The 12,778-nt window shown below is 73.7% G+C and carries 12 protein-coding genes; 7 read left to right on the forward strand and 5 right to left on the reverse strand.

Going from position 1 to position 12,778, the window contains the following annotated elements; translation table 11 throughout:
* The first annotated feature begins 20 nt into the window (after positions 1-20).
* A complete protein-coding gene (locus Q2K16_RS09210) occupies positions 21-884 on the forward strand; it encodes a glycosyltransferase (protein WP_302744735.1) in 864 nt (287 codons plus the stop codon).
* A gap of 31 nt (positions 885-915) precedes the next feature.
* On the opposite strand, the gene Q2K16_RS09215 is transcribed toward Q2K16_RS09210, so the two are convergent.
* The 3 genes from Q2K16_RS09215 to Q2K16_RS09225 all read right to left on the reverse strand — a co-directional run bounded on the left by Q2K16_RS09215 (position 916) and on the right by Q2K16_RS09225 (position 5,734).
* Positions 916-2,691 carry an ABC transporter ATP-binding protein gene (locus Q2K16_RS09215; RefSeq protein WP_302744736.1) on the reverse strand — a complete coding sequence of 592 codons (1,776 nt, stop codon included), beginning with the start codon at positions 2,689-2,691 and terminating at the stop codon, positions 916-918.
* Complete coding sequence (locus Q2K16_RS09220) at positions 2,688-4,616, reverse strand: ABC transporter ATP-binding protein (protein ID WP_302744737.1); 1,929 nt, start codon at positions 4,614-4,616, stop codon at positions 2,688-2,690. Before Q2K16_RS09220 ends, Q2K16_RS09215 begins: the two co-directional genes overlap by 4 nt.
* Before the next feature lie 341 nt (positions 4,617-4,957).
* Entirely contained in the window at positions 4,958-5,734 is a 777-nt protein-coding gene (locus tag Q2K16_RS09225) for a phosphotransferase (protein ID WP_302744739.1), read from the reverse strand.
* Positions 5,735-5,900: 166 nt separating this feature from the next.
* On the opposite strand from Q2K16_RS09225, the gene Q2K16_RS09230 reads away from it, so the two are divergent.
* The 6 genes from Q2K16_RS09230 to Q2K16_RS09255 all read left to right on the forward strand — a co-directional run bounded on the left by Q2K16_RS09230 (position 5,901) and on the right by Q2K16_RS09255 (position 11,258).
* Positions 5,901-6,815, forward strand: a complete 915-nt coding sequence (locus Q2K16_RS09230) for a class I SAM-dependent methyltransferase (protein ID WP_302744741.1) — start codon at positions 5,901-5,903, stop codon at positions 6,813-6,815.
* Between the two features lie 17 nt (positions 6,816-6,832).
* A complete protein-coding gene (locus Q2K16_RS09235) occupies positions 6,833-7,735 on the forward strand; it encodes a hypothetical protein (RefSeq protein WP_204959007.1) in 903 nt (300 codons plus the stop codon).
* A 72-nt stretch (positions 7,736-7,807) separates the two neighbouring features.
* Positions 7,808-8,611 (forward strand): sugar phosphate nucleotidyltransferase, encoded by an 804-nt coding sequence (locus Q2K16_RS09240; protein WP_204959008.1) that lies wholly within the window; start codon positions 7,808-7,810, stop codon positions 8,609-8,611.
* The gene (locus tag Q2K16_RS09245; RefSeq protein WP_281896033.1) at positions 8,608-9,705 is read left to right on the forward strand and encodes a glycosyltransferase family 4 protein; all 1,098 of its coding nucleotides are present in this window, start codon (positions 8,608-8,610) and stop codon (positions 9,703-9,705) included. Before Q2K16_RS09240 ends, Q2K16_RS09245 begins: the two co-directional genes overlap by 4 nt.
* Before the next feature lie 41 nt (positions 9,706-9,746).
* Positions 9,747-10,907, forward strand: a complete 1,161-nt coding sequence (locus Q2K16_RS09250; protein ID WP_302744745.1) for a DegT/DnrJ/EryC1/StrS family aminotransferase — start codon at positions 9,747-9,749, stop codon at positions 10,905-10,907.
* 75 nt (positions 10,908-10,982) lie between these two features.
* Positions 10,983-11,258, forward strand: coding sequence for an acyl carrier protein (locus tag Q2K16_RS09255; protein ID WP_302744747.1), 276 nt, complete (start codon positions 10,983-10,985; stop codon positions 11,256-11,258).
* Positions 11,259-11,311: 53 nt separating this feature from the next.
* Here Q2K16_RS09255 and Q2K16_RS09260 read toward each other — a convergent pair whose 3' ends face one another.
* Positions 11,312-11,767: a MaoC family dehydratase gene (locus Q2K16_RS09260; protein WP_281896029.1), complete on the reverse strand. Its 456-nt coding sequence runs from the start codon at positions 11,765-11,767 to the stop codon at positions 11,312-11,314.
* A gap of 50 nt (positions 11,768-11,817) precedes the next feature.
* Entirely contained in the window at positions 11,818-12,771 is a 954-nt protein-coding gene (locus tag Q2K16_RS09265) for a transglutaminase domain-containing protein (RefSeq protein WP_302744749.1), read from the reverse strand.
* Positions 12,772-12,778 lie beyond the last annotated feature (7 nt).

Below are 12,778 nucleotides of genomic sequence, written 5' to 3' on the forward strand. Positions count from 1 at the left end.
AGGGAGGCATCGTGCCCGACGTGCCGAGATGCACCGTCGTCATACCGACCTACAACCGATCGGACCTGCTGCGGCACAGCCTGGAGTCACTGACCCGGCAACGGATGCCCGCCGACGAGTTCGAGGTGGTCGTCGTCGACGACGGCTCCTGTGACGACACCGCCGACGTCGCCGCAAGCTTCCAGAGCCGGCTGAACCTGCGCTACCACTACCAGTCCGACGAGGGATTCCGCGCCGCCGCCGCCCGCAACATCGGCATCGCCGACGCCCGCGCCCCCATCTGCGTCTTCGCCGACGACGGCGTCATGCTGCACGCCGACAACCTGATCCAGCACGTCGCCAGCCACGAGGCGACACCCGGTCCGACCGCCGTGCTGCCGTACCTGTACGGCTTCTCCGGCGACGACACGAACATCGAGGTGGTCACCGAACGCCTCGACCTCGACGACATCGACGCCAGCATCGAACGGATGCAGGCCAAACGGGAGTGCCGCGACATCCGCGAACTCTTCTACGACCGCTACGGCGAGGACCTCACCCGCGTCCCCGCCCCCTGGCAGATCTTCTGGACCGCCAACGTCTCCGCCGACACCCGCCAGCTCCGCGCCGTCGGCAGCTTCGACGAGAAGTTCCGCACCTGGGGCGGCGAGGACATCGACCTCGGCTACCGACTGCACCGCGCCGGCGCGCGCTTCGTCCTCAACCGACAGGCCAAGGCCCTGCACGTGCCGCACGCGAAGCCCTTCGATGAGTTGATGAAAAGCGCCACGCAGAACTACCGCTACATGGCCGAGAAGTACGGCACGGCGCTGATGCGGCTCCTGGCCGAACTGCCGCCCAAGCGGTTCCTCGACTTCAACGAGCTGGCCACCGCGGCGAGCTGAGCGGCTGACCCGAAACCGCCGCGGTGCCCGGTCACCGGTACGCCCGGGTGTTGATGGCGACCAGTTCGGCGTACGGGCCGGAACCGGCGCTGAGCGTCGCGTGGTCGCCGGCCTCGACAACCCTCCCGTCGCGGACCACGACGATGAGGTCGGCCGTGCGGACGGTGGAGAACCGGTGGGAGACCAGCACGGTGATCGCCCCGGTCTGCCGGCCCACCCGGGCCGCCTGCTCCGCGTAGTGCTCGAACATGGCCAGCTCTGCCTCCGGATCCAGGGCCGTCGTCGGCTCGTCGAGCACCAACAGCATCGGCGCCGGGCGCACCAGCCCGCGGGCGAGGGCCACCTTCTGCCACTGCCCACCGGACAGCTCCGCGCCGCTGCCACCCTTGCCGAGCACCGTTTCCAGGCCGTCGGGCAGTTGGCGCAGCACGTCGTCGGCCCGCGCCAGGCGCAGCGCGTCACGCACCGGCTGGTCGGCGAAGCCGCTGTCCAGGTCGCCCATCCCGACGGCGTGCCGGGTCCGGAACTCGTAGCGCACCGCGTCCTGGAAGGCGACGGAGATGCGTGCGCGCCAGCTATCCGGCCGGAGCCGGTGCAGGTCGAGGTGGTCGAGCAGGATGCGGCCACTGCTCGGGCGGTACAGCCCGCAGAGCAACTTCACCAGCGTCGACTTGCCGGCGCCGTTCTCCCCCACCACGGCCACCGTGCTGCCGGCCGGCAGCGTCACGGTGACGTCACGCAGCGCCGGGGTGTCGGTGCCGGGATAGCAGAACGACACGTCCCGCAGGGTGATCCCGTGTCGCAGCCGGTCCGGCGGGTCCAGGTCGCCGGGGTCGTCGTCCACGACGGCGGCGCGCAACTGCGCCATCCGCCCATACAGCGCGGCCATCCGTTGCAGGTCGCGCAGCAGGGTGACGGTGGCGGTCACCTGCGCGCTGATCTGCGCGGCGAGGACCACGACCAGGATCACGTCGCCGACCCCGCGCCGGCCGTCGACGGCCGCCCGGACCAGCAGCAGCACCGAGCCGACGTAGGCCAGGGCGAACGTCACCTGACCGGCGGTACGCAGCGCGGCCGCTCGCAGGTCGGCCCGCAGGAGTCGGGCCGTCACGTCCGACCACAGCCCGGCGTGCCGGCGGCGCAGCTCGTCGGCGAGCCCGAACACCCGCAACTCGGCCGCGGCGGGCAGTCGGGTGGTCAGGTCGAACAGGTGCAGCGCCGTGCGGGTGGTCTCCGCGGTGTCCGTCTTGGCGGCGTCCACCAGGTGCTCGGCCCGCCGGCTGAGATACAACGACGGCACCGCCGCCAACGGCAGCAACAGCAACAGCGGGTGCAGCCGTACCAGCAGCACCACGGTGATGCCCACCGCGATCAGCAGACCGAGACCGTTGAGCAGCGCCTCCAGCCCCCGACCGAACTGCCGGATCTCGCGCTGCAGCACGGTCACCGTGTCGCTGGTCGCCGCCTGCTCGTGGTGGGCGATGCCGACCGAGCCGTTGGAGAGCCCGATGAGCTGCTCGTCGAAGTCGAGTTCGGCCAGTTCGGCCAGCTCGAAGTAGGCGAGGTGACCGAAGTGGCCGAAGGTGACGGTGGCGAACGCGAGGACCCCGACGAACAGTCCGGTCAGCAGCACCACACCCCGGTGCCCGGCGACCACCGCGTCCGTCATCAGGCCCAGCGACAGTGCGAGCAGCGGGGCCGCCGCCGCGCCCGCCACGACGAAGAAGATCGCGGTGACCGTCCTGCCGCGGTTCACCCGCCACGCCGTGACGAGCATCTTCCCGCAGCCGGCGAACGTCGCACTCACCTGAGCACCTCCTGGGGGTCGACGTCGTCCGACGGGTTGTCCTGCGGGCCCAGCACCCGGTCGGCCTGCATCCGGAACAATCGCGCGTACCGGCCGCCGGTCGCCATCAGCTCCTCGTGGCTGCCCCGCTCGACCACCCGGCCCTGCTCCAGGACGACGATCACGTCGGCATGCCGGACGGTGGAGAACCGGTGGGAGATCAGCAGGCTGGTGACGCCCCTGGTCAGCTCGGCGAACTGGTCGAAGAAGCGGGCCTCGGCGCGCACATCGAGATTCGCGGTGGGCTCGTCCAGGACCACTATCGGCGCGCCGTGCTGCACCGCGAACAGCGCCCGCGCCAGCGCCACCCGCTGCCACTGGCCACCGGAGAGTTCCGCGCCACCGGTGAGGTGACGGGCCAGCGGGGTGTCGAGGCCGGCGGGCAACCGGTCCAGGGGCTCGGTCAGCCCCACGGACGCGACGGCCGTCCGCAACCCGGCCCGGTCGGCGCGGTGGTCGACCGCGCCGAAGGCGATGTTGTCGGCGACCGAGGTCTCGTACCGCAGGAAGTCCTGGAAGATGATGCCGATCGCGGCCCGCCACTCGGCGACGGGGAACGCGCGGATGTCCACCCCGTCGGCCCGGACCACGCCGCCGGTCGGCTCGTAGAGCCGGGCCAGGAGCTTGACCAGGGTGGTCTTGCCGGCACCGTTGACGCCGACGATCGCCGTGCACTTGCCGACCGGAATCCGCAGGTCGAGCTCGTCGAGGACGGTGCGGTCCTGGCCGGGGTAGTGGAAGCTCACCCGGTCGAAGTGCAGCTCCTCGCGCAGCGGCGGCAGCGGGCGCGGCGGCACCGGCCCGGACGTGGGCGCGGTCGCCGCCAGGCGGCTGACGAACCGGCGTACGTCGTCGTACGCGGAGATGCCGACGGCGGTCTGCATGTCGGCCTCGGCGTAGTAGCCACCCAGCGCGATCGCGCCCAGGGTCGCCTGCACCACCAGGGCGAACTCCGTCAGCGTCAACGTCGCCGGGGCGGCCACGCCCACCGCCGCGAACACCGCGACGGCCATCACCAGGCTCGGCCCGGCGAAGACCAGGTACCGCCAGAGCAGGATCCGCCGACGGTAGGCCCACAACGGTCGCAGCCACATCAGGTGCACCCGGCGGTACGTGGCGGTCAGCCAGCCGGCGAGCCCGAACACCCGGATCTCCTTGCCGGCGGCGGGTTCCACCGCGAGCGCCCGCAGGTAGTGCACCCGCCGCTCGGCCCGGCTCAACCGCTGCCGCGCCTCGGCGTACCGGCTCAGGCCGCCCCGGGTGCTGTGCCGCACCAGCAGCACCGACAGGACCAGACCGGCCGCCGCGAGCCAGGAGAACGCCACCCCGATCAGCACGGCATACGCCAGGAGCTGGGTGTAGCGGGCCAGCAGGGCGAGCAGGCCGCCGCAGGCGTCGCCCGGGGTCTGGACGGCGAACTGCAACTTCAGCGCCGCCACCCGCAGCCGGTCCTGGTTCTCCTCGTCCTCCAGCGGCGCGACACCGACCGGGGACAGGGACGCGGCCATCAACTCGTCGTGCACCTGCTGGTCGATGCGGCGGCCCGCCAGGTCCCCGAGCGACGCCCGCAGGGGCGCGATCACCTGTGGTGCGACGAACGCCAGCGCCGCCGCGACGAAGGCGCTCACCAGCGAGTCCCAGGCCGGGGAGCTCAGGCCCCCGGCGACCGCCGCCGGCACCCGGCCGAGCAGGATGCTGGTCGCCACGACGAACAGCACCGGCAGTAGGCCCAGCAGCAGGTTGGCCACCACCAGCGCGGTGACCAGGCCGGCCCCGCCCCGGCGCAGCAGCCGCACGGTCTGCCATCGGGCGCGCAGCAGATTGGCCGGGCTGCTGGCCATCGTGTCGGCGCTCTCGTCCAACGGCACCTCGACCGGAAGATCCATCCGGTGATCGCCCACCACACCTCCCGCGTCGGTCCTGGTCCACCCGCGCTCCGGCGGCACGTGCGTCATGCGCCGGACTACGGCACGCCGCTCCACCTGCCGCCCTCATGCGCCGGACCACGCCGGGGCGGGGCCGGCCGAACCCGGGCCCGCCCCGGCCGTCGTCACCGGGTCGGCCTCGACACGAGCCCGACCACCCCGACCACGCCGATCGCCCAGCCCCGCCGACGATGTCGGCCGCCGGGGGCGCTCGGAGCGGGTCGCGGCGGGCTCCCCGTCCATGCTGGACGCGGGGGACCAGGGGCGCATCTCCCAGCGTGCCTGACCCAGGCGACCCGACGTCAGGCTCCGGTGTCCCGCCGGTGGCGGCGCAGCTCGGCCAGCCGGCGGCGCGCGTACACCGGCTCGGCCCGCCAGCAGGTCGCCGTCTCCCAGGCCAGGCCGGCGGCGTGCAACGACGCCCGCCCACCCGGCCACGGCGTGGGCACCCCGTCGGGCAGGAAGGCGTAGTCGAACCAGGGCACGTCCACCCGCGCCTCGTCCCAGTCCAGCAGCGTGACCCGGGATCCGTCGACGAGCACGTTGGTGGGGCCGACATCGCCGTGCACCACGCAGCGCGGCCCGTGCTGCACCGGCAGCCAGGCGGCGCGCACCATCCGGGCCACCGGGGCGGGCATCGCGTCCAGCCGCACGTCCCCGCCCCGGTCCGCGGCGAGCAGCGCCCCGCTGGCGGCGAAGCCGGGGCGCTGCGGCCAGCCGGTCGTCGCCGCGTGCAGCACCGCGAGCTGGTCGGCCACCCGCCGCCAGTCGGTGGCGTCGGCCGGATACCGGCCGGGGACGAAGCCGGTGACCAGCACCCCGTCCACGTGCCGGCGGCCGTCGTCGGCGGGCACCGGCTCGGGCACCGCCACCCCGCAGCCGCGCAGATGGTCCAGCAGGTCCAGCTCCCACTCCAGGGCGGCACGGGGGCGCACCGACCGGCGGACCACCAGCGGCACCCCCGCCCGCTCGGCCAGCAGCACCTCGTTGCGGTGCCCGCCGGGCAACGGACGGACCAGCTTCACCCCGGCCCACGCCGCGAGCGCGGCCCACCCGTCGCCGCGAGCTGGTTCGTCCACACCGCCACCCCCGTCGTCGCCGGCCGTACCAACCCAGGCTAACCGGCCGGACCGACGGGAGGTCCGGACGCGACCCCACCGGTTGGGGCGACGCTGGTGCTGGCCGCATGGGTACGCCCGCACGGTGAGCTGTCCCCGACCCGCGTCGATGGAAACACTGAGGGGCATGAGGGTTGAGGTGGCTGCCACGGACGACGACCTGTCCGGCGTCGCCCGGACCGCCCGCTGGACAGCGGCGGCGCGGGCACGGGAGACGGCACGACCGGACCGGCTCTTCGACGACCCGTACGCCGCCCTGCTGGCCGGCGCGGACGGCGAGGCGCTGCTGCGGCACTTCCACACCGGACGGGCCGCCGCCGACGGCAACCCGGTGCTGCCCATCCGCACCCGCTGGTTCGACGACGTCCTGCGCGACAGCGTGACCGAGGGATGCCAGGTGGTCGGGCTCGGCGCCGGACTGGACACCCGGGCGTACCGGCTGGACTGGCCGGCGGGCACCGTGCTGTTCGAGGTGGACCAGGCCAGCGTGCTGACGTTCAAGCGGCGGCGGCTCGCCCGGGTCGGCACCGTGCCCCGTTGCGAGTGCCGGACGGTCGCCACCGACCTGACCGGTGAGTGGGAACCGGCCCTGCTCGACGCCGGTTTCGACCCGGCGGCGCGGACCGTGTGGTTCGCCGAGGGGCTGCTGTTCTACCTGCCTGCGGCGCGGGCCGCCGCCGCGGTACGCCAGGCCGCCCGGCTCTCCGCGGCGGGTAGCCGGATCGCGGTGGACCTCATCGGCACGGGGATCTTCCGGCTGCGCTACATGCGACCCTTCCTCGACAAACTGGCGCGGGCCGGCAGCCCGTGGCGGTTCGGCACGGACACCCCGGCGGAGTTCCTCCGGCAGGCCGGCTGGGCGGTCGAGCGGATCACCGAGCCCGGCGCGGCCGGGGCCAACTACGGCCGCTGGCCGCAGGGCGGGGTGCCGGCGGACTTCCCGAACCTGCCCCGCAGCTATCTCGCCACCGCCGGCCTGCCCACCGGCCGGCCCGGACCACCGCCCGACGACGCCCCCGCGGCGTCGGGCGACCATCGCTGAGACAGGAGTTGGCCCCGATGCCCGTTCAGTTCTCCGGAGAGACGCATGGCTGTTTCTCCGACTCCCTCCAGATGGCCTTCGGCGACGAGGGCCCCGGTGAGACCGTGGTCGAGGTGCTGACCGGCTCGGCCTTCGGCATGTACCTGCACCATGACGGCCGCCCGTTCTTCGCCCCGGCCGGCTGGAACCCCGAGAAGGGCATCAACATGATGCTGGACCTGCTCGGCTGGACGTGCGAGCAGACCGGCGGCTCCCCGGACGAGGTGGCCGCCGCGCTGGAGAAGGTGGACGACCAGCACCGCGCGGTGGCCGGCCCGGTGGAGATGGGACTGTTGCCGCACCACCCCGGGCTGGGTCAGCCCATCGGCGCCGACCACTACCTGGTGGTCGTCGGCTTCGACGGGGGGAACGTGGTGATCCACGACCCGCGCGCCCACCCGTACACCGTGCTGCCGCTGGAGAAGCTGCTGGCCGCCTGGCGTACCGAGACGCTGTCCTACCGGGTGCCGGACTTCAACCTGCGGACCGGTTTCCAGCGGGTCCGCGCGGTGGACACCGCCGAGGCGGTGCGCCGGCTGCTGCCGATCGCCGCCGACATGGTGGCCCCGGAGGCGTCCGCGGCGGCGGCCGAGGGCGCGGCGAAGGTGCTCGACGGCGGACTGACCACCTTCCTCTTCTTCCACCTCGCCGACTTCATGGTGTGCGTGGGGGCACGACGCCGCAACGACGCGGCCGTGGTGCTGGCCCGGCACGGCTACACCGGGGTGGCGGAGGTGCTGGATCAGCAGGCCCGGTTGATCGGATCGATGGAGTACCCGCTGGTGGCCGGGGACTACGCCGCCGCGGCGGCGACGATGCGCCAGCTCGCCCCGACGTTCGCCCGGTTGGAGGCCGAACTGCGGGCGGCGGTCCGGTCGTGAGAAACGGCGGTACGGCAGGGCCGCGTCCGCGGGCGGGCGCGGTCGTCGTCCGAGGGACGGGAGACTGATCCGATGCACGCGATCCTGCTGGTGGGGGGCCGGGGCACCCGCCTGATGCCGCACACCAGCAACCGCCCGAAGGCGCTGGTGCCGATGGGTGAGCACTCCTTGCTGGAGATCAGCCTGCGTCGGCTGCGGGCCTGCGGCTTCACCCGGGCGACGCTGTGCGTCTCGCACCTGGGCTCGATGATCCGGTCCGCGTTCGGCGACGGATCCCAGCTCGGTCTGCAGGTCGACTACTGCGTCGACGAGCGTCCGATGGGGACCGCCGCGCCGCTGCTGCTCGTCCCGGACTGGACCGAACCCGCCGTGGTGATGAACGGCGACCTGCTCACCTCAATCGACTTCGGCGACCTGCACCGCCGGCACGTGGCCGGCGACGCCGGGTTGACCGTGGCGTTCCAGCGTCACTGGGTCTCCACCGGGGTCGGGCTGCTGCGCGCCGACGGCGACCGGATCCGGCGGGTGCACGAGAAGCCGACCTTCGAGTGGAACGTCTGCTGCGGGATCTACGTCGCGGACCCGGACGTCCGCGCGCACATCCCGCGTAGCACACCGACCGATATGCCGACCCTCATCAATGCGCTGACCGATGCCGGCAGACCGGTGAACGGCTACGCCTTCACCGAGTCCTGGCACGACGTGGGCACACCGGCCCACTACGAGCAGGCGCGGGCCGACTTCCTGGCGGATCCGGACCGGTACCTGCGGTTGACGCCGTCCCCGCACGAGGCGCAGCGCTGCCGCCCGGAACTCGACGTCTTCTTCCTCGACGAGCCCGTACCGGGCGGTGCCACGATCGAGATGTGGACGTGAGGGGCGAGGTGGGCGACGTCCTGGTGGTCTTCGCCGGCTACGGGGAAACACAGGCAGGGGCGGAGCGGATGGCGCTGCGCGCGACGCAGGGCCTGGCGGCCCGGTCCCGGCGGGTGACCGCGCTGGTCACCGCCGCACATCCGGACACCGTCGCGGGCCTGCGCACGGCCGGCGTGCCGCTCTTCACCGACGTCGGGCAGCTGCACCGGGCCCGCCCGGACTTCGCCCCGTCAGTGGTGCACACCTTCGACCTGGCCCGCCCCGACGCACCGGTCGAGGCGGTACGGCTGGCCCGCCGCTACGGCGCCCGCCTGGTGCTGACCCCCTGCTCGTCGCCGCAGGTGTGGCCCGACCCGGTTCGGGCCGGCGAGGTCTGCCGCGCCGCCGAGGTGGTCTTCGCCCTGTCCGCCGCGGAGGTGGCCGCGCTGCGCAACGTGGGCGTGCCGGCCACCCGAATCCGGCGTCTCCCGTCCGCCTCGGACCTCACCGGCCCGGTCGACACCCCAGGTTTCCGACGCCGGTACGGCATCCACGGGCCGTTCGTGCTCTTCGTCGGGCGTCGCACGGTCAGCAAGGGGTACCAGACGCTGCTGGCGGCGATGGACCCGGTGTGGCGGCAACTGCCCGACACCCGGTTCGTCTTCGTCGGCCCGGACGTCGACCCGGAGGTCGCCGGGCACCTCACCGCCCGGGCCGACCCGCGCCTGCACGACCTGGGCACGGTCGACGAACAGACCAAACACGACGCCCTGGCTGCCTGCGAGCTGCTCTGCCTGCCCAGTGTCGCGGACGTGTTCCCGCTGGTCTTCGTCGAGGCGTGGACGTGCGGGAAGCCGGTGGTCAGCGGGGCGTTCGCCGGCGCGTACGAGGTGGTGCGGCAGGGCGTGGACGGGCTGGTCGTCCCGCCCGGTCCAGCGCCCCTGGCCGCCGCGCTGATCGAGCTGCTCAGCGATGACGTCCGCCGGGGGCAACTCGGTGCGGCGGGGCGGCGGCGGGCCGAGCGGTCGTTCGGCTGGGAACGGGTCGTCGACGCCTACGAGTCCGGTTACGCCTCCTCGCCAGGCCTGGCCCCGCCGCCCGCGCCGGCACGGTGAGCGGCCCACCGACCCTGCCCAGATCGAGGAAGGACACACCGATGAGCGCACCGCCCGCCCGGCACTGGCGGATCACCCTGGCCGACAACACCGTCGACGAGCACGAGATCGCCGCGGTCACCGAGGTGCTGCGCTCGCGCTGGCTCTCGGCCGGCGCGCAGACCGCCGCCTTCGAGCGGGAGTTCGCCGACCGGATCGGCACCGACGACGCGGTCGCGGTCAGCAGCGGCACGGCCGCGCTGCACCTGGCGATGATGGCGCTCGACCTGCGGCCCGGCGACGAGGTGATCATGCCGGCGCTGACCTTCGTGGCCGGTGCCGCGGTGGTGGCGTTGGCCGGCGCCATCCCGGTCCTGGCCGATGTGCGCGCCCCGGACGACCTCACCGTGGATCCGGTGGACGTGGCGCGGTTGGTAACCGGACAGACCCGGGCGGTGGTCGCGATGCACTACGCCGGATACCCGGCGGACCTGGCCGCGCTGCGTGCGGTCACCGACCGGCACGGCGCGGTCCTCATCGAGGACGCCGCGCACGCGCCGATGGTCGAGCACGACGGGCGGATGCTCGGCACGCACGGCGACATCGGCTGCTTCAGCTTCTTCGCGACCAAGAACGTCACCGCCGGTGAGGGCGGCATGGTGGTCGCCCGCGACGACGCGGTGCGCCACCGGATCCGGCTGGCCCGCTCGCACCACCTGACCACGTCCACCTGGGACCGGCTCCGCTCGGGTGACGCCAGCTACGACGTCGCGGGCTTCGGCTTGAACTACCGGCCGACGGAGGTGGCCGCCGCGTTGGGTCGGGTCCAGCTGGGCAAGCTCCCGCTGGACCGGGAGCGACGCCGGTCGCTGGTCGCCACGTACCGGGAGGTGCTCGCCGCCGCGCCCGAGCTGGTGCTGCCGTTCGCCGGGCGGACCGGCGACTCCGCGCTGCACCTGATGCCGGTCGTGCTGCCGACGGGGACCGACCGGGGCGCGGTGCGCGAGGGCCTCGCCGCCGCCGGCGTGCAGACCTCGGTGCACTATCCCCCGGTGCACCACCTGTCGGCCTACCGGAGCAGCCCGGGCGCGGGCCGTTCGGCGCTGACCGTCACCAACGCGGTGGCTGCACGCCTGCTCTCCCTGCCGCTGCACAGCCGCATGTCCGACGACGACGCCGCGCTTGCCGCCGCGGCGCTCCTGCGCTGCCTGCGGCAGCGCTGAATGTCGGGGCCCACGGCGAACGCCACCGCCGTCGCCCGACCCCACCATCCCCGCACCGACTGGACGGAGCACGTCATGACCTCCCCACCATCCGCCGCCACGGCCACTGCGACCATCGTCCGACTGCTGGCCGAGATGACCGGCCACGAACCGGCGTCGCTGACCGGCGACACCAGGATCTTCATGGAGCTGGGTCTGACCTCGTCCCGGATCCTGGAGCTGTTGATGCGGCTGGAGGACGAGTTCGACCTGCGGATCGTCGGTCACGTGGACTGGTTGCACATGGAGACCGTCGACGACCTCGCGGTGGCCGTCGCCGACCGGTCGGCCGGGCTCGCGCCCCGGTCCTGAGCGCCGCCCGCGGCGTCGACCCCGGCAGCGTCGTCTGCCGGGGCCGACGCCACTCACGCGTAGTTGTGCACCAGCACCTGAGCGACGCAGACCGGCATCAGACTCCCCTCCACCTGGTACCGCAGGCTCAGGGCGAGCTGGACGCCGCGGCGTAACGGCTGGACCCCGCGCAACACCACCCCGGCCCGGATGCGGGACCCGACCGGCACCGGGGCCAGAAAGCGGACCCGGTCGCAACCGTAGTTCACCTTGAGGCGAACGCCATCGGCGACGAGCACCTGCTCCAGGACCCGGGAGGTCAGCGCGAGGACGAGGAAGCCGTGGACGACCGTGCCACCGAACGGGCCGTCGGCTGCCCGCTTCGGGTCCACGTGGATCCACTGGTGGTCACCGATCGCCGCGGCGAAGCAGTCCACCTGCTCCTGACTGATCAGCATCCAGTCGCTGAAGCCGAGGTGCTGCCCCACCAGTGCGCGCAGGGGCTCGACCTCGGTACCGACGACGACCATGCCGACCTCTCCTGGCGCGGGTGCGGGGGCGACGGGTTCGGGCGGCGGGCTCATTGGACGAGGAAGTACGCCGGCCCCAGCCGCTCCGGCGGCGACCCGCCGGCGGCCCCACCCGCGCCCCGGTGGCGCAGCATCGGCACGTCCAGGTCCAGGTCGACCCGCCAGTACGCGCCGACGGGGCGGCGGTGCGCCGGCCAGTCGCCGTCGGCGAGCAGCCCCCAACCGGCCAGCGTCCGGAGGAAGAACGGATCGGCCGGCCACCACCGGCCCTCGACGTCACGCAGCTCCAGCCAGTGGTGCCGGTTGGCGAAGGGGCGCGACAGGCACAGGCCGGTGGCCGGTCGGGCCGGCACGCCGAGCTCACCAGCGCGCGCCACCAGATGGCGTACGGCCAGGGTGCAGTCGGCCAGGCCGGTCTCCCGCAGGAAGCCGAGGTCCGCGGTGAGGCCCGGCGGCAGCAGGTGGAACCGCAGTCCCGCGGCCTCGTCGAGGAGACGCCGCTGCTCGGGGGTCGGCGGCGGGGTGGCGGCGGCTGCGGCGAGCAGGACGTCCACCTCGAACCGGGACGCCCCGGGGCGACGGACCGCCACGACCTCCGGCGCGGAGGTCACCACCGGGTCGAGGACGAAGGCGCAGCCGGCGCAGTGCTCCCGGTCCGGGCAGTACGCGCGCACGACCACGGTGCGCCGGACCGCCGCCCCGGCCCCGCCGGCGCGCAGGGCAGCCGCCATCGCCTCGTACGTCGCCCGCTGGGGTGACCGTACGCCCAGCAGCAGCGCCACGTTGCGCAGGTCGTAGCGGTCGAACAGCAGGCCGGTGGCGTCCGAGGAGTGCGGCAGACCCTGCTCCACCAGTCGCTCCAGGCAGGCCCGGGACAGCCGGTGGAACCGGGTCGCGTGCTCCAGCGACGTGTCGAAGTCGCGGTGGCCGTCGGGTACCAGGCGGACCTGGCCGACCACCGCCTCGGGGGTCGCCGGCGCGGACGCCGGCACGGGTGTGGACACCGCCGGC

Source organism: Micromonospora cynarisoli, from assembly GCF_030518815.1.
In the GTDB taxonomy this organism is placed as follows: domain Bacteria; phylum Actinomycetota; class Actinomycetes; order Mycobacteriales; family Micromonosporaceae; genus Micromonospora; species Micromonospora wenchangensis.